Here is a 17,015-nt window from a genome sequence, read left to right as displayed (position 1 = left end):
AGGGCGCGGCTTGGGTCACCGGTGAGAGGGTACCGAGGCCTGGTAGAGCCGTTGTCACGCCACCCTCGTCCCGGTCCACCCTAGTCGAGAGTCGCATAAGCGTTCGATCCCTCGATGGAGTGAAGCACACATCACGTTCCCATCGAGGCATGAACCATTTAGGCTCCGGGCACGTCCTCATGAACAACCGGCAACCCAGCCGGGAGGGCCGACCACCGATACAACGCGAATCCGTACGACACAGAGACACGCACTACGGCACATTCGCCGCCAACCGGCAACAGCCGGCCGCCTCGAAGATTTTTTTGAGGAAAAGCCTCGAGCGGGAACGTTTTGGGGCTGGTTGGATGTTGACCCTGGTACGACAGCTCGTCGAGCTAGAGAAGAGGCGACGTGACTACTGTTCTGACCCCCGCGAGCCCGCTGACGGCCGCCGATCGCTGCGACCGCTGCGGCGCCCAGGCTTACCTGCGCGTCGTCCTGCTGAGCGGTGGAGAACTGCTCTTCTGCGCCCACCACGGTCGCAAGTTCGAGCCGGAACTCAAGAAGATCGCCGCTGAGATACAGGACGAGACGGAGCGGCTGACCGCTCCGAAGGCCACTCCTGACGAGGAGCGCTGACACTTCGCGTCCGACGACGAGCAGCCAGCCCGGCACAGGCCGGCGAACGGGCGGCGTCCTCCCTCGCGGAGGACGCCGCCCGTCTGCGCGTACACGGGCGCGCGGCCACTGGGCGGGCGCGGCACGGGTGCCCGACGCGGGCGCGTGTGCGGCGGCTCGGATGGGCGGACGCGCCCGTGATGCGGTGGGGCACCGTCTGAAGCCCCCAGGTGACCTGACCGGCAGGGCGGGGCGCCGGAGCAGCCGTGCTGGGCCCGACCGGCAGGTCGCGCCGCAGCGAGGCGCCGGGACGCGCTGCGCCCCCTCGGAGCCTGGCCGGCAGCTCGCGCCGCAGAAGACGCCGGGAACTGCCGCGCCCCTCTCGGGCGCGTGTCCCTCGGGCTCCGACTCCAGGCGCCCGGTGCGTCGGACCCGTACCGGCGCGATGAGGCTCAGGGCCCCGTGATCGCTGCTCACGCTCCCCGCACCGGTTCCACTGGGGGCTGGCGGGCCCGGCCCTTTCAAGCCGCCACAGCCGCCCTGCTCGGCCCTGTGGGGTCTCAGCCGTGCGAGGCCGCAGGCCACCCCAGTGTGCGGAGGACGTCCGAGATGCGGGTGTACACCCCTGGGCTGCCCGCCCAGCCGCAGCCCGCGCCCCAGGAGACCAGGCCTATGAGCCGTCCCTGGGCGACCAGCGGCCCCCCGCTGTCTCCCTGACAGGCGTCCCGGCCCCCGGCGATCTCACCCGCGCACAGCATCGTCTCGGCGCGGTAGGCGCCGTGGGAGCCCCCCGGGTAGGCCTTCTCGCACAGCGCGTCGGGCTGCACCCGTACCCGCGCCGCGTGGAGGCTGCCGGCGTAGCCGCCGGAGCCCGTGGTGTCCCCCCAGCCGTAGACCGTGGCGGTCGTGCCCGCGCGGTAGGCCGGGTCGCCCGCCCCGGCCATGCCTATGACCGAGGCCGCGGGGAGCGGCTCGGCCAGGCTGAGCACGGCGAAGTCGCCGGAGTTGGTGACGCCGTCGTAGCGCGGGTTCACCCAGACCCTCCGTACGGCGACCTCCTGACCGCTCTCCGAGAGCAGCTCGGTGCGCCCCGCTATCACCCTGAGGTCGGGCACCCGCTCCGGTGTGGCGCCGAGCACCTCCGGGTCCATGCAGTGGGCGGCGGTGAGCACGGTGGTCCGCCCGACCGCCACACCCCCGCAGAACTGCCCCGCTCGCGTACCGCCGAACCGGTCACGGCTGGAGAGGGCCACGGTGTACGGGCTCTGTGACACATCGACGGGGAAGCCACCGACGACGACGCTGTCGGCGGCCACCGGAGCGGCCGAGGCCAGCGGTATGACGGTTCCGGCGGCCGCGAGGGCCAGTGGCCGGGCCAGGGCCCTGGCAAGTCGACGTCGCATGCACACTCCTCACACTGGGGTGTTCCTCGGCAACCCACAGTGAGGGAAGCGCTCCGCGCCCGCACCCGCGCGGCAGGCGCGGCAACGTGAAAGCCCGGCCCCCTGGAGCGGGGGCCGGGCTTTCACGGACGGCGGCGCACGACGGGTCGCCGTGCCGGGGCGACCGGTCTAGTCGAGGTAGTCGCGCAGCACCTGCGAACGCGACGGGTGGCGCAGCTTCGACATGGTCTTGGACTCGATCTGGCGGATGCGCTCACGCGTGACGCCGTACACCTTGCCGATCTCGTCGAGGGTCTTCGGCTGACCGTCGGTGAGACCGAACCGCATCGAGACGACGCCCGCCTCGCGCTCCGACAAGGTGTCGAGCACGGAGTGCAGCTGCTCCTGCAGCAGCGTGAAGCTGACGGCGTCGGCCGGGACGACGGCCTCGGAGTCCTCGATGAGGTCACCGAACTCGCTGTCGCCGTCCTCGCCCAGCGGGGTGTGCAGGGAGATGGGCTCGCGGCCGTACTTCTGGACCTCGATGACCTTCTCCGGGGTCATGTCGAGCTCCTTGGCCAGCTCCTCCGGGGTGGGCTCGCGGCCCAGGTCCTGGAGCATCTGGCGCTGCACGCGCGCGAGCTTGTTGATGACCTCGACCATGTGCACCGGGATGCGGATGGTGCGGGCCTGGTCGGCCATGGCGCGGGTGATCGCCTGACGGATCCACCAGGTGGCGTACGTGGAGAACTTGTAGCCCTTGGTGTAGTCGAACTTCTCGACCGCGCGGATCAGACCGAGGTTGCCCTCCTGGATGAGGTCCAGGAAGAGCATGCCGCGGCCGGTGTAGCGCTTGGCCAGGGAGACGACCAGCCGGAGGTTGGCCTCCAGCAGGTGGTTCTTGGCCCGGCGGCCGTCCTCCGCGATGATCTCCAGCTCGCGCTTGAGCTTGGGCGCCAGCTTGTCGGAGTTCGCCAGCTTGTCCTCGGCGAACAGGCCCGCCTCGATGCGCTTGGCCAGCTCGACCTCCTGCTCGGCGTTGAGCAGGGGGACCTTGCCGATCTGCTTGAGGTAGTCCTTGACCGGGTCGGCGGTGGCGCCGGCGGCGGCGACCTGCTGGGCCGGCGCGTCGTCCTCGTCCTCGTCGGAGAGCACGAAGCCGGCGTTCTCGGCGCCCTCGGGCTCGTCCGCCGCGGCCTTGGTCTCCTCGAGGACCTCCTCGTCGACCAGTTCGGCGTCGTCCTTCTTGGCCGTGGTCTTCTTGGCGGCGGTCTTCTTGGCCGTGGTCTTCTTCGCCGCCGTCTTCTTGACGGTGGTCTTCTTGGCGGCTGCCTTCTTGGCGGGCGCCGCCTCCTCCTCGGCGGCTGCGTCGGCGGCCGGGGCCGCGGGCGCGGCGGCGGCCTTCCGCGGGGTCGCCGTCTTGGCCGCTACGGCCTTGGTGGCGGTGCGCTTGGCGGGACTCTTCGCTGCGACGCTCTTGCGGGTGCGCTTGGGCTCTGCGGCACTGACCATCAGCGTCACACCCTCTTCCTCGAGGATCTGGTTGAGGCTGCGCAGTACGTTCTTCCACTGAGTGGCCGGAATCTGGTCAGCTTCGAAGGCCCGACGCACGTCATCGCCGGCGATCTGCCCCTCAGCCTTTCCCCGCTCGATGAGCGCCATGACAGAGACGGACTCGGCGATCTCCGGCGGGAGCGTACGGGATGTGCTGGCCGACACGAACAACCTCTCGGAACGTTGGAAAACGGCTTCCGGCCCCGTCCACAGGGGACAGGGGCCGACCGCCGGCTTGGGGATGGGCCGACGGCGCGGGCGGGGGCCGGGAAGGTTCACAGCGCCGTGAACGGCGTCCGTATTCCCTCCGCGGCTGTCACCTCTTAGGTCATCGCGTTCTTCCCAGGAGCGTTACGCCCATCCCGCGTGGCCCGAGTCACACCCCGTAACCGGTCAAAACCTGGCAGATGAGGACAGAAGCGTGCACCGGGGGTAAGGAGGTCGTCTCCCCGGAGGGCTTTGGTGAGTCTTTCGTACCGTCGGACCCTGCGGAACCGTCGACGGTTCCGCAGGGTCCGACGGGTGACGGCTCACGGATGCGGCGCTGCCACAGGAGAGGGATGGCAGGCCGGACCGCGCCGTCGGGGTGACGCGGTCAGTGCTCGCGCGGCGCGGGCACCACGCGCTCCACCTCGGGGTGGACCGTGAGAAGCTGCCGCATGGCCGCCTCGGCCGCGGGGCCGTCGCCGCCGGCGAGGGCGTCGACGATCCGGGCGTGGTGGGCCAGCGAGGTCTCGGTCGGCCGCTCACAGCCGGTGACCGGGCCGCCCGACACCTGGAGCGCGGCGCCCACGATCCCGGACAGGTGCTCCAGCATGCGGTTGCCGGCGACCTGGATGAGCAGCGAGTGGAACTCGGCGTCGGCCCGGGCGAAGGTCAGCGCGTCGCCCTGCCCGAGGGCGTGCCCCATGATCTCCACCATGTCGGTCAGGCGCTGCTGGACGTCCTCCCGGCCGTGCCCGGCCGCCAGGCGCGCGGCGAGCGGCTCGATCGTCCAGCGCAGCTCGCTCAGCTCCCGGCGCTGGTCGTCACGCTGCGGTCCGTAGGCCCGCCACTCGATGATGTCCGGATCCAGGAGATTCCAGTCGCTGACCGGGCGCACCCGCGTGCCCACGTTCGGCCGGGCGCTGACCAGGCCCTTGGCCTCCAGGACGCGGAGCGACTCGCGGACGACGGTGCGGGACACCTCGAAACGCTGACCGATCTCCTCGGGCACCAGCGGGCGGTCGGCACCCAGGTCACCGGAAACGATCATCTGTCCCAGCTGCTGGACGAGCTGTCCGTGCAGCCCGCGTCCGCGGCTGCCCGCGGTCCGCCGGACCGTACGGCCCAGCTCCGGATCCGCGCCTTCCCACACAGGGCCCCGCTCGGAGCCGGGCGCCTCCGCGTAGGGGTAGCGGTCGAGTTCGCCCGGGGTCGCGAGGCCGGAGTCGGCGGAGCGGGCGGTGGTCATCATGGTGTGCGCAAGGGTACTCACGCATCCTTTGTCGGCGTCGGCTCCAACTCCCTTGAGGTCTTTGGTGAAAAGCACACGAAAGGGTGATCGCCCACCTCGTCGCAATTGACGCCTTATCGGAAAGAGACGAGCTTTTCAGGGAGAGTTGTGATCAAAAAGAGACTGAGATGTGCACACTCAGTCGTCATCGGACTCGGCTGCGCAGGCCGGTGAACGCGTACGCGCACAGGAGTGCCAGCACCGACAACGCCATGGCCCCGCCCACCGGTTGGACGACCAGCCGCAGCACCGCCTCCAGGTGCTGCTCGCCCCCGAAGGGCCACCGCAGCGGCAGTCCGTCGCGCACCCGCCCGGCGAACGGCTCCGGACCGCGCACCGACGGGCCGTCCGTGATCGTGTGCACGGCGGGTACGACGAGGAGGGGCACGGCGACGACCGCGGCGAGCCCGGCGGTGGCGGACCGGAAGACGCCCGCGGCCAGCACCCCGGCCCAGGCACAGCCCGTGACCAGGGCGAGCCACCCGGCGGTGAGAGCGGGCCAGTCCGCCGGCACCGCGACGAGTTCGCTCCCGTAGACGAGATGGAGCAGTTCGGCGTTGCATCCCACGGTCAGCACGGCCAGCGCCAGCGCGGTGAGCGAGGCGACGAGGAGCTTGGCGGTCAGCAGACCGAGCCTCCGGGGGACCGTGCCGCGGTCCGCCGCGAGCGCGGGGTGGCGGAACTCGTCGCCGAACGCCAGCGCACCGAGCAGCCCCGCCCCGAGCGCGGCGGGCGGCAGCGGCAACTCCACGGGCCAGGCGGCCAGCAGCCGTGGCTGCGGGGTGTGACCGATACGGGCCAGCAGCACGGCGGTGAGCGCCGAGACGGCGAGCACGCAGGCCGCTACGACGTAGCCCGTGGCCACACCGGTGGCCCGCCGGATCTCGTAGCGGACGGGCCGCAGGGGAGTGGGGGCGGGCCGGACGAGGACGGGGGGTGGGAGGGTGGCCGAGGTGGGGCGCGGGGTGCCGGGGCGTGACGGGGGTGCTGCCGTGGGGGCGTCATCGTCGGGTGCGTCCCGGGGCGGCTCGGGCGGGGTTGACGGGTCGGGAGCGGTCTCGTGCGCGGGAGCCGCGGGTTCGGGCTCGGAGCCGGTCGCTGCCGGGGTCCCGGACGCGGCTGTCTGCGGGGGTTGTGTGTCCGTACCGGCGCCCGGACCCATGTCGCCGATCTCGTCGGCCAATTGGTGCACGACGATGCCGTGCCGGAACGCCGTCTCCCCCACCTCGGCGCAGGTGCTTCCGTAGACGCACAGGCGGTTGCCGCCCTCCCGTACGACCTCGACGGACTTCCGGGTCGAGCGGGCCTGCTGTGCGAGCAGCGCGGACAGGCGGGCCGCGTGCGGGCTGCGGACGGCGACGCGGGGGCGCAGACGGGTACGGGCGAAGTCGGCGGCCCGCTGGTCGGCGACGAGCCGTCCGCCGTCCAACGTGACCACGTGGTCGGCGAACCGCGCCGCCTCCTTGGGGTCGGCCGTGCTGCACAGCACCGTCCCGCCCTGTGCCGCGTGTTCCCGCAACATGTCGTACAGCCAGCGTCTCTCTCCGGCCGCGAGCCCTCGCGCGGGGTCGTCGAGCACGAGCGTGTGCGGGTCCGGCAGGAGGGCGCAGGCCAGGCCCAGGCGACGGTCCATGCCGCGTGACAGGGTGCCGAGCCGTTCGTCGCGCAGGCTCACCAGGCCCACCGCTTCGAGCACTTCGTCGGCGCGCCGGACCGGGACGCCCGAGGCCGCGCAGAGCATGCGGAGGTGTCCGCGGACCGAGCGGGCGGGGTGCCCCGGCACGTCCCCCAGCAGGACCCCGACCTCGTGGGCGGGGTGCGGGATGCGGTGCAGGGGGCGGCCTCTGAAGTAGGTGATCCCGCGCCCGCGTTGGATCTCGAGCATGAGCCTCAACACCGTCGTCTTGCCCGCGCCCGGCGCTCCGAGCAACGCGGTGACGCGGCCCGCGTGCGCCTCGAAGGAGACGTCGTCGACGGCGGGCGGGTGCTCTTTGCGAGGGGTGCTGGTCAGTCCGATGGCCTGGATCACCCGATGCAAGATAGCGCGCCATATCGGGTTTTTCGGGCACCACAGGGCCCGTTGCACCGAGGGAGACGGTCCGGGGACACGCGTCCCGTGACCGGCCTTCCCCGTCAGACCTCGGGGCGCAGCATGGGCGGGTTGAGCAGGGTGGCGCCGCCGGCCCGGAAGAGCTGGGCGGGGCGGCCGCCCTGCCGGGTGGTGGTGCCGCCGGTGGGGACCAGGAAGCCCGGGGTGCCCGTCACCTTGCGGTGGAAGTTGCGCGGGTCGAGCGCCACGCCCCAGACCGCCTCGTAGACCCGGCGCAGCTCTCCGACGGTGAACTCCGGCGGGCAGAACGCCGTCGCGAGCGACGAGTACTCGATCTTGGAGCGGGCGCGTTCCACCCCGTCCCAGAGGATCTGGGCATGGTCGAACGCGAGCGGCGCCACCGGCTCGCCTTCCCTGCCGTAACCGCCCTGTCGCAGCAGCTCGTCCACCGGGGCCCAGCGCGCGTTGCTGGCGTCGCCGCCCGCCCGTGGCGCCGGCAGGTCGGGAGCGAGCGCGAGGTGGGCGACGCTCACGACCCGCATGCGGGGGTCACGTTCGGGGTCGCCGTACGTGGCCAGCTGCTCGAGGTGGGCGCCGTGGTCCTGGGCGGGGACGGACGGATCGTGCACCCGCAGTCCCGTCTCCTCGGCCAGCTCCCGCGCCGCCGCCTGCGCCAGATCCTCGTCGGCCCGGACGAAGCCGCCGGGGAGTGCCCAGCGCCCCTGGAACGGGGGCTCACCCCTGCGCACCGCCAGCGCACACAGAGCGTGACGTCGCACGGTGAGCACGACCAGGTCCACGGTGACGGCGAAAGGCGGGAAGGCTGACGGGTCGTAGGACATGCGGCGATCATAGTCGTCTCCCTGACGATAAACACTCCCCTCGCCGGGCTGACCGTCGGCCGGACACCACCTCTACGTGGATCCCTTCACTCCTCCGTGTCCCCTCCGTGTGACGCGGAGTGCGCGCCGTCCTGGCGGTGTCCGCGTCGGCTCGTGCCGCCGGGGCGACTGCCGCCGGGGCGGCCCCCTCGCGGATCCGGGCCGCCGGGGTGCGCGGCACCTTCGGGGCGGGTCCCGCCGGGTGCCGTCCGCGGGCGCGGCAGCCGTCCGGCCGCGGTGGTCCCACGGCGCGTCGGCCGACCCGTGCGGCCGGCGGCCCGCACATGGCGCCTTCGGGAGGCGGGCTCCGCGTCCTGAACGGAGGCCTCGCCTGCCTCCGCCGGGCGGGGATCCGCCCCCTCGTCCGCGGGCCGCGCCACACCCCTTCCTTCGCCCTCGCCCCGCAGACAGCGACGGATCGACTCCGGGTCGAGTCCCTCGTTGCACGCCTGGTGCAGCAGACGGGCGAAGAGATAGTCCGGGTCGGCCCCGAGGGCCATGGCGAGCGCCTCCCGGGCTTCCAGTTCGTCACCGGTGGACCAGGCGACCCACCCGGCGAGGGTGAGGGGCGCGGCGGCGTACTCGCCGTACGGGCCGACGCAGCGGCGTGCCAGGGTCCGCCACAGGCGCAGGGCGGGGTCCGCCTCGTCGCCCTCCATCCACGCGGCGGCGCGGTCGCGGGTCGTGCGGTCCTGGAGGCCGAGGAGCACCGTGGCCGCCTCGTCGAACCCGATCAGCTCGTCGTCCCGCAGGTCCGCCGGGAGCGCGCCGGAGACGGACGGGGCGTCGGCGAGGCGGCGCACGAGACGCCCGGCCAGCTCCATCGTCTCGTCGGCGACCTTCCTCCGCGCCTGTTCGTCGACGATCCGGGGCAGCAGCTTCAGCCCGGCGTCGTCCAGTGCGCGGCGCTGGTCGTGGGCGGCGGAGGTCTGCCAGGGCTGGAGGCGGGCATGCAGTTCACGGAGGGAGCCGCGGACCTGGAGCCCGGCGTAGGCGGCTGCGGCGGCCAGCACGGACGTGCCGGGCAGGCCCATCGGTGTTCCCTCGGCAGGGCAGCAGGTCCGGTCGTCGCAGCAGTACGACCAGAAGCGGCCGTCGGAGACGCAGAGGGCTTCGACCACCGGGACGTCGAGGGCTCCGCACTCCAGCCGCAGGGCGTGGGCCAGCGGTCCGAGGCGCTCCTTGACCTGTCGGCCGGTCTCGCCCTGTCCCGGTTCCTGGCACAGGAACACGACCATCTGCTCGGGCCGGGCGCCTCGGCGCTCGCAGCCGGTCACCAGGCCCTGGGCGAGCTGCCGGGCGGCGGAGGGCCAGTCGCCCGCGTCGGCGGGGATGCCGAGCCGGGCCCGGCCGCCGAACCTGCCGCGCCCGCCCGTGTCGTGCAGGGACACGAGCACGACGCTGTCCTCCGGGCGGTACCCGAGCAGATAGGGCACGGCGTCGGCGAGCTCGGCCGGGGTGCGCAGGGTCACCTGCCGCGGATCGCCGTGGCTCTCGTACGCGGTGCAGGACAGGTCCGCCGGGAGCGGAGGGCGGTCCGTCCCGCTCTCCGGCACGGGTGTCCCGGTGCGGGACGCGGCCGCGTCCCGCCGTGGCTCCGCTTCGTCGTGTCCGCGCAGGATCGGGATGTCACTGTTCTCGGAGGGACCGGTCGTCCCGCTGTGGTTCGTCATGCCGGGACCCTCTCGCAGATTGCGACATTCCGGTTTCCCTGTGGATAAGTCGGGTCAGGTCCATGCCACAACCGTCGTCGCCGGTCGTCCTTCGCCCCCAGCCCACGCTCGATGTCGGCGCGGTCCTGTTGTATGGGACCCATGGAGCACACGAGCAACACGGATCTCCGGACGGCCGCCGACGCGGTGCTCGCCCGTCTCGTCGGCGACGACACGGGCACCGCCCGGCTGCGTGACGACCAGTGGCGGGCGATCGAGGCGCTGGTCGCCGACAAGCGCCGGGCCCTGGTCGTCCAGCGCACGGGCTGGGGCAAGTCCGCGGTGTACTTCGTGGCCACCGCGCTGCTGCGGGCCCAGGGCAGCGGACCGACCGTGATCGTCTCCCCACTCCTGGCGCTCATGCGCAACCAGGTCGAGGCCGCGGCCCGGGCCGGGGTCCGTGCCCGGACCATCAACTCCTCCAACAGCGAGGAGTGGGACGCCATCCGGGCGGAGATCGACGCCGGTGACGTGGACGTGCTGCTCGTCAGCCCCGAGCGGCTGAACAACCCCGACTTCCGCGACCAGGTGCTGCCCCGCCTCGCGGCCGCGACCGGACTTCTCGTGGTCGACGAGGCGCACTGCATCTCCGACTGGGGCCATGACTTCCGCCCGGACTACCGCCGGCTGCGCACGATGCTGAACGACCTCCCGGAGGGGGTGCCGGTCCTCGCCACCACCGCCACGGCCAACGCCCGGGTGACCGCCGACGTCGCCGACCAGCTCGGCACGGGCGGTTCCTCGGACGCGCTCGTGCTGCGGGGGCCGCTGGACCGGGAGAGCCTCAGCCTGAGCGTGCTGCGCCTGCCGGACGCGGCGCACCGCATGGCCTGGCTCGCCGACCACCTGGACCAGCTCCCCGGGTCGGGGATCGTCTACACGCTCACCGTGGCCGTGGCCGAGGAGGTCACCGCGTTCCTGCGCCGGCACGGTCATGCGGTCGCCTCGTACACCGGCCGGACGGAGAACGCCGACCGGCAGCAGGCCGAGGAGGACCTGCTCGCCAACAAGGTGAAGGCCCTCGTCGCCACCTCCGCCCTCGGCATGGGGTTCGACAAGCCCGACCTGGGCTTCGTGGTGCACCTGGGGTCGCCGTCGTCGCCCATCTCCTACTACCAGCAGGTCGGCCGCGCGGGCCGCGGTGTCCGGCACGCGGAAGTGCTGCTCCTGCCGGGCAAGGAGGACGAGGCGATCTGGGAGTACTTCGCGTCCCTCGCCTTCCCTCCGGAGGAGACGGTGCGGCGCACGCTCGACGTGCTGGCGCGCGCCGAACGGCCGCTGTCCCTCCCCGCGCTCGAACCGCTCGTGGAACTGCGCCGCTCCCGCCTCGAGACCATGCTGAAGGTGCTCGACGTGGACGGGGCGGTGAAGCGGGTCAAGGGCGGCTGGACCGCGACCGGACAGCCCTGGACGTACGACGCCGAGCGGTACGCGTGGGTGGCGCGTCAACGCGCGGCCGAGCAGCAGGCGATGCGTGACTACGTGTCGACGACGGGCTGCCGGATGGAGTTCCTGCAGCGGCAGTTGGACGACGAGGGCGCCAAGCCCTGCGGCCGCTGCGACAACTGCGCGGGCGCCCGCTACACGGCCGAGGCTTCCGCCGTGGCCCTCGACGCGGCCCGCGCCGACCTCGGCCGGGCGGGCGTCGAGGTGGAGCCCCGGCGCATGTGGCCCACCGGACTCCCCGCGATCGGCGTGGATCTGAAGGGCCGCATCCCGGCCGGGGAGCAGGCGGCGCGGGGCCGGGCGCTGGGCCGGCTGTCGGACATCGGCTGGGGCAACCGGCTGCGTCCGCTGCTCGCGCCGCATGCTCCGGACGGGCCCGTGCCCGACGACGTCGCGCGTGCCGCGGTGGGCGTGCTCGCCGACTGGGCCAAGGGACCCGGCGGCTGGGCGCCGGGGGTGGACGACGCCCAGCCCCGGCCGGTCGGGGTGGTCACCGTCGCCTCGCGCACCCGGCCGCAGCTCGTCCAGTCGCTCGGGACGCACATCGCGGAGACCGGCCGGCTGCCGCTGTTCGGGACGGTGCGGAGCACGGGTGAGCAGCACCGACTCCCCCGCAGCAACAGCGCCCAGCGGCTCAAGGCCCTCGCCGGCGCGCTGACCGTGCCGCCGGAGCTCGCGGAGGCACTCGCGCGGGCCGGCGGCCCGGTGCTGCTGGTGGACGACTACACCGAGACAGGGTGGACGCTCGCTGTCGCGGCACGGCTGCTGCGGCGGGCGGGCGCGCAAGGAGTGCTGCCGCTGGTACTGGCCGTACAGGGCTGACCGGAGGGTTCCGTCCGACGGGTGGGGATATTAGCCGCGAATCCACCGATAACGGTCCCCTGCCCCAATTGCTCGTTGCCGCATCCACGTTCGACAGGAAGAATTGAAGGACGCACCCGCACGGCTCGCCCGCCGACCAGGTAAGGCTCTGTTGCGTGCGCGCTCCCCGAATCCGACCCGCCCGCAGTGTGGGCGTAGCCGAAGGGAGGACCGTGACCTTCGGATTCGCTCCGTCCTCGGCGGCATCGCTGTCGACGTCCGCCGCATCCGCCCGCCGTGTGCTCGAGCCTGCGGAGTGGGCGGCCGCGGGAATCCCGCTGCTGCGCAATCCGCGCGAGGTCGTCAGCGGACTGCACGCCCGGCACCGTCCCGGCCCGGCGACCGCGGTCGTCGCCGTGCTCGATCCCGACGAACGCCTCCGGGCGAGCGCGTCGTTCACCCGGCGCTCCGCCGCCGCCGACGGCTGGATGTACCGCAACGTGCTGCTGGCCCAGCTGCGCCGGGTCATCCCGCACGACCTGCGGCGCCGCACCCCGGTGCGCACCGCCGTCCTGCTCTACTGCCGTGAGGGCGACGCCCGCTGGACGGAGGAGGACGGGGCCTGGATGTGGGGGCTGCGGGACGCCTGCACCCTGCACGGGCTGCGCTGCGGCGCGTACATCACGCTGACCCGTGACGGCTGGCAGGTGCTGGGGGAAGGGCGCGGCGGCCGCCATCCCAGCGCCCATTCGGAGCCGGAGCCGGTCGCCATGTCCGAGGCGCCGCCGCGGATTCCCCGCACGGGCGGGGCGGCGTCGGATGTACTGCGGCGCGCGGCGGCCCGCTGACGCCACCCGGATGCACTGCCGACGTCCGGCCCCCGCACGTCCGGCGTGCACGCCCGTGGCACCGGCGGGCCCCGGCGTGCGGCGCCACGGAGCGACCGTGGACCACGCGTGCCTCGCGGGCCGTCCGGCAGACGACACCGAGGACCCCCGAGCCACGTCCCCGCGCCGTGCGCCCTCATCCGTCGCCGGGCACACCGAGGGGCCAGCGGTGCGGGCACTGCGACCGCCGGTGTTCACGCGTGCGTGCGACGGCCTCGCCCGCCGTGCCGGTCGACGCCGTGGCGTCGGCTCAGACCCCGGCGCCCAGCACGGAGTTGATGCGCTGCGGGTCCCCGCAGACGATCAGCAGCGCGCCGGCCCGGGCGTGGGCCGTCTTCAGTGCGGAGGCGGTCAGGGACTCGGGACCGCCGTTGACGGCGACCACCACGACGGGACGCGCCTTGGCACGGTCCGCCACCTGGACGTCCGTGTAGAAGACGTCGTCACCGGAGTCGTGCTGGGCCCAGTAGGCGGCTTCACCGAAGGACAGTTCGTGGGTGGCCCACGGATGCTGGTCACCGGTGGTGATCACCAGCACGTCGCCGGGGGCGCGGCCCGAGTCCAGAAGCAGGTCGACGGCTTCCTCGGCGGCGTCGAGCGCCCCTTCGACGGAAGCCGGGATCAGCTGGATCTGCGGGCCGTTGGCGGCGGCGGACGGACCCGGAGGGCCGGGTGTGGCGGCGGGGGCCGCGTCACGCGGCGTGCGCTGGGCCGGAGGAGCCGGCCGCGGCGGGCCGGGACGACCGGGACGCGACGGAGCCGCGGCGCGGGGACCGGGTACGGGGCGGGGGGTCGGCGCGGTACGGCCACTGGCCGGCGTGGCGCGGGGACCCTGGGCACTCTCGTGAATCTGAGGCTCCTCGGGAAGGAGAGGCATGAGCTGATTTTTATCAAACGTTGGCACGGCCGGCGTCGCCGGGTGGCACATCAGTGCGAGCGGCCCGTCAGAAGTCGAAGCCGAGTTGGCCCTCGATCTCCGGGACGCGCGCCTCCGTCCAGGTGCGGACCTTCTTGAGGTGCCGCCACTGGGGCAGCGCATCAAGATACGCCCACGACAGGCGGTGGTACGGGGTGGGTCCCCGGACCTCCAGCGCGGCCCGGTGCACGGGGGACGGATACCCGGCGTTGTCCGCGAAACCGAAGTCTGCATGGTCGGCACCCAGTTCGGCCATCATTTTGTCGCGCTGGACCTTGGCGATGACCGACGCCGCCGCCACGGCCACGCAGGACTGGTCGCCCTTGACGACCGTCCGGACCCGCCAGGGCGAGCCCAGGTAGTCGTGCTTGCCGTCGAGGATGACCGCGTCGGGCCGGACGGGCAGGCCTTCCAGGGCGCGGACGGCCGCCAGCCGGAGCGCGGCGGTCATCCCCATGGCGTCGATCTCCTCGGGCGACGCGTGCCCCAGGGCGTACGACGTGACCCAGCTCCGCAGCGTCTCGGCGAGTTCCGTGCGGCGCTTGACGGCGAGGAGTTTGGAGTCGGTGAGTCCCTCGGGGGGCCGGCGCAGTCCGGTGATCGCCGCGCAGACGGTGACCGGGCCGGCCCACGCGCCACGCCCCACCTCGTCGACACCTGCAACGATCTTCGCTCCGGTCGTGGCGCGGAGTGAGCGCTCGACGGTGTGAGTGGGCGGTTCGTACGGCATGGCGCCCTTAGCGTACGCCGCCCGGTCCGGCGTGCGACACCCCGGCTCCCCGACTGCGGTCGCCGCCGTCATCACCCTGTGATCAGGAGGCGTGCGACCGCAGCAGCGGAACCATCAACTGGTCGATCATCTGCTCCAGATCGACGTCCGACCATTCGCTGCCGCACATCTTCGAGCGGTACATCATCATCGCCGGAATGATGTCGAAGACGTAGCCGTTGGCCGCGTCGGGGCGCACCTCTCCCCGCTCGATCCCGCGCTCGACCACCTCGCGGAGCTTCGCAAGGGTCGGTTCGATGACGCCGTTGACGATCACCGCGTGGAAGTGCTCGGCCTCCGCGCTATCGCACTCGTGAATGACCGCGCGCAGGGCGCAGCCGGGCCTGGAGAACATCGCGTCCCGGGCCCTGCGGCACAGCTCCAGCAGGTCCTCGCGCACGCTCCCCAGGTCCGGCGCCTCGTCGAACTCGGGCAGCGCGGCGCGCAGGGCGTCCGCGACGAGGTCCTCCTTGGAGGGCCAGCGCCGGTAGACGGCGGCCTTCCCGGTCTGGGCGCCGGCGGCGACGCCTTCCATCGTCAGGCCGTTCCAGCCGACCGTGCTGAGCTGCTCCAGCGCGGCCTCGAGGATCGCCTGTTCCAGTACGGCGCCGCGGCGGCGCGAGGCGACCGTCTGAGCCTGGGCGGCCGCCCAGCTCGAAGTAACCATCTGACTCTCTCCAACGAGCAGAGGAAGCGGGCATGGGGGGATGAAGCACCCGCCGCGCGGCGCCGAAGGGGGACACGCCGGAACGACGGCCATTCAGTGAACGCTTGCGTTCACTGTCGAGGGCTCCTACCGTTGACGCAACAGTGAACGCGCTCGTTCACTAACTCATTCGTGGGGGACCCATAGTGACCACCTCTCCTTTGCTCCAGGATCCACGGCCGGGTGCGGCCCTCCGACAAGGGCGTCCCGGCGTCGCGCTCGCCGTCATCGCGGCCTGTCAACTCATGGTCGTACTCGACGCGACGATTGTGAACATCGCGCTCCCGCACATCCAGAATGCCCTGCAGTTCAGCACCACCGATCTGACGTGGGTGGTCAGCGCCTACACCCTGACCTTCGGCGGACTGCTGCTCCTCGGCGGCCGGGCGGGCGACATCCTCGGCCGCCGCCGCGTCTTCATGAGCGGCATCCTGCTGTTCACCGCGGCCTCCCTGCTCGGCGGGCTGGCCCAGGAGCCCTGGCAACTGCTCGCCGCGCGCGTCCTGCAGGGCGTGGGCGGAGCGATCGCCTCGCCGACCTCGCTGGCACTCATCACCACCACGTTCCCGGAGGGCCCCGAACGCAACCGCGCCTTCGGCGTCTTCGCCGCGGTCTCGGCGGGCGGCGGCGCCATCGGGCTGCTCGCGGGCGGCATGCTCACCGAATGGCTCGACTGGCGGTGGGTGCTCTTCGTCAACGTCCCCATCGGCCTGCTGATCGCCGTCCTCACGCCGGTGTACATCAACGAGTCCGAACGGCACACCGGCCGCTTCGACATTGTGGGGGCGGTGACCTCGACGGCCGGTATGGCCACGCTCGTCTACGGCTTCATCCGCGCGGCCGAGGAGGGGTGGCGGGACAGTCTCACCATCGGCTCCTTCGTCGCCTCGGTGCTCCTGCTGGCGGGCTTCGCCCTGATCGAGTCCCGGGCCAAGGAACCGATCACCCCGCTGCGGATGTTCGCCGACCGCAACCGCTCGGGCACGTACGTGATCATGCTCAGCCTCGCCGCGGCGATGTTCGGCATGTTCTTCTACATCGTTCTGTTCGTGCAGAACGTCCTCGGCTACACCCCGATCGAGGCCGGTCTCGCCTTCCTGCCCGTGACGGTCGTGATCGCCGCCGGGGCGGGGGTGTCGCAGCGGTTCCTGCCGGTGTTCGGACCCAAGCCGTTCATGATCATCGGTTCGGCGCTGGCCGCCCTCGGCCTGGCCTGGCAGACGCTGATCGACTCCGACAGTTCCTACGTCAGCGGCATTCTCGGGCCGATGCTGGTCTTCGGCTTCGGCATGGGCCTGAACTTCGTGACGCTGACGCTCACCGCGGTCTCCGGAGTGGCCCAGCACGAGGCCGGCGCCGCCTCCGGTCTGCTCAACGCGACGCAGCAGGTGGGCGGATCGGTGGGCCTGGCACTGCTGACCACGGTGTTCGGCACGGCCAGCCGGGACGAGGCGGAGCAGCAGGTGCCGGCCTTCCTCGCCGAGGGGACGGCGGAGCAGCAGGCGGAGTTCGCCCGGACCCAGCAGCTTCCGGCGCCCTGGGGGCACGAGGTGCTCGCGCAGGGCATCTCCTCGGCGTTCATCCCGGCCGCCGCGATGGCCGTGCTGGCCCTGGCCGTCGCCTGGCTCGTCATCCGGGTCCGCAGGAGCGACCTGGAGGCGCTGTCCGGTTCGGCGGGACCGGGCATCGGCTGAGGGGAACACCGCACGCGTCCGGCCCGGCGACGCACCGGCCGACTTCACGGGGGTCGGCCGGGTGACGCCGGGCCGGCGCGCGCACCTGAGCAGTGCGGTGCACAGCACCAGCAGAACGCCCG

General features: G+C 72.6%; 13 protein-coding genes. 4 read left to right on the top strand and 9 right to left on the bottom strand.

All coding sequences use genetic code 11. The features are described 5' to 3' along the window. The first annotated feature begins 393 nt into the window (after positions 1–393). On the top strand, positions 394–621 hold the full coding sequence (locus tag ACIQ8B_RS26240; protein ID WP_048456232.1) for a hypothetical protein: 228 nt from the start codon (positions 394–396) through the stop codon (positions 619–621). A gap of 539 nt (positions 622–1,160) precedes the next feature. On the opposite strand, the gene ACIQ8B_RS26235 is transcribed toward ACIQ8B_RS26240, so the two are convergent. The 6 genes from ACIQ8B_RS26235 to ACIQ8B_RS26210 all read right to left on the bottom strand — a co-directional run bounded on the left by ACIQ8B_RS26235 (position 1,161) and on the right by ACIQ8B_RS26210 (position 9,635). Further along, a complete protein-coding gene (locus ACIQ8B_RS26235; RefSeq protein ID WP_403550104.1) occupies positions 1,161–2,003 on the bottom strand; it encodes a S1 family peptidase in 843 nt (280 codons plus the stop codon). Positions 2,004–2,171: 168 nt separating this feature from the next. Beyond that, positions 2,172–3,701, bottom strand: a complete 1,530-nt coding sequence (locus ACIQ8B_RS26230) for an RNA polymerase sigma factor (protein WP_403550102.1) — start codon at positions 3,699–3,701, stop codon at positions 2,172–2,174. A gap of 430 nt (positions 3,702–4,131) precedes the next feature. Then, complete coding sequence (locus ACIQ8B_RS26225) at positions 4,132–5,013, bottom strand: FadR/GntR family transcriptional regulator (protein WP_403550100.1); 882 nt, start codon at positions 5,011–5,013, stop codon at positions 4,132–4,134. A gap of 163 nt (positions 5,014–5,176) precedes the next feature. Further along, on the bottom strand, positions 5,177–7,060 hold the full coding sequence (locus ACIQ8B_RS26220; protein WP_403550098.1) for an ATP-binding cassette domain-containing protein: 1,884 nt from the start codon (positions 7,058–7,060) through the stop codon (positions 5,177–5,179). A gap of 104 nt (positions 7,061–7,164) precedes the next feature. Then, on the bottom strand, positions 7,165–7,923 hold the full coding sequence (locus ACIQ8B_RS26215) for an NUDIX domain-containing protein (RefSeq protein ID WP_106412098.1): 759 nt from the start codon (positions 7,921–7,923) through the stop codon (positions 7,165–7,167). Between the two features lie 86 nt (positions 7,924–8,009). Continuing rightward, positions 8,010–9,635 (bottom strand): DUF4192 domain-containing protein, encoded by a 1,626-nt coding sequence (locus ACIQ8B_RS26210; protein ID WP_403550096.1) that lies wholly within the window; start codon positions 9,633–9,635, stop codon positions 8,010–8,012. A gap of 141 nt (positions 9,636–9,776) precedes the next feature. On the opposite strand from ACIQ8B_RS26210, the gene ACIQ8B_RS26205 reads away from it, so the two are divergent. Both ACIQ8B_RS26205 and ACIQ8B_RS26200 read left to right on the top strand, forming a co-directional pair. Next, positions 9,777–11,942 carry a RecQ family ATP-dependent DNA helicase gene (locus ACIQ8B_RS26205; protein WP_403550094.1) on the top strand — a complete coding sequence of 722 codons (2,166 nt, stop codon included), beginning with the start codon at positions 9,777–9,779 and terminating at the stop codon, positions 11,940–11,942. Positions 11,943–12,154: 212 nt separating this feature from the next. Next, positions 12,155–12,769: a hypothetical protein gene (locus tag ACIQ8B_RS26200; protein WP_290004204.1), complete on the top strand. Its 615-nt coding sequence runs from the start codon at positions 12,155–12,157 to the stop codon at positions 12,767–12,769. A gap of 289 nt (positions 12,770–13,058) precedes the next feature. Here ACIQ8B_RS26200 and ACIQ8B_RS26195 read toward each other — a convergent pair whose 3' ends face one another. The 3 genes from ACIQ8B_RS26195 to ACIQ8B_RS26185 all read right to left on the bottom strand — a co-directional run bounded on the left by ACIQ8B_RS26195 (position 13,059) and on the right by ACIQ8B_RS26185 (position 15,160). Beyond that, positions 13,059–13,685 (bottom strand): hypothetical protein, encoded by a 627-nt coding sequence (locus tag ACIQ8B_RS26195; protein WP_403550092.1) that lies wholly within the window; start codon positions 13,683–13,685, stop codon positions 13,059–13,061. A gap of 67 nt (positions 13,686–13,752) precedes the next feature. Beyond that, positions 13,753–14,454 carry a ribonuclease HII gene (locus ACIQ8B_RS26190; RefSeq protein WP_290004208.1) on the bottom strand — a complete coding sequence of 234 codons (702 nt, stop codon included), beginning with the start codon at positions 14,452–14,454 and terminating at the stop codon, positions 13,753–13,755. An 82-nt stretch (positions 14,455–14,536) separates the two neighbouring features. Then, on the bottom strand, positions 14,537–15,160 hold the full coding sequence (locus tag ACIQ8B_RS26185) for a TetR/AcrR family transcriptional regulator (RefSeq protein ID WP_403550090.1): 624 nt from the start codon (positions 15,158–15,160) through the stop codon (positions 14,537–14,539). Between the two features lie 185 nt (positions 15,161–15,345). On the opposite strand from ACIQ8B_RS26185, the gene ACIQ8B_RS26180 reads away from it, so the two are divergent. Continuing rightward, positions 15,346–16,893 carry an MFS transporter gene (locus tag ACIQ8B_RS26180; protein WP_403550088.1) on the top strand — a complete coding sequence of 516 codons (1,548 nt, stop codon included), beginning with the start codon at positions 15,346–15,348 and terminating at the stop codon, positions 16,891–16,893. The last annotated feature ends 122 nt before the right edge of the window (positions 16,894–17,015 follow it).

Origin of the sequence: Streptomyces sp. NPDC096105 (assembly GCF_044763335.1) — a bacterium.
Lineage (GTDB): Bacteria > Actinomycetota > Actinomycetes > Streptomycetales > Streptomycetaceae > Streptomyces.
This window is presented reverse-complemented; position numbering and strand designations above follow the sequence as displayed.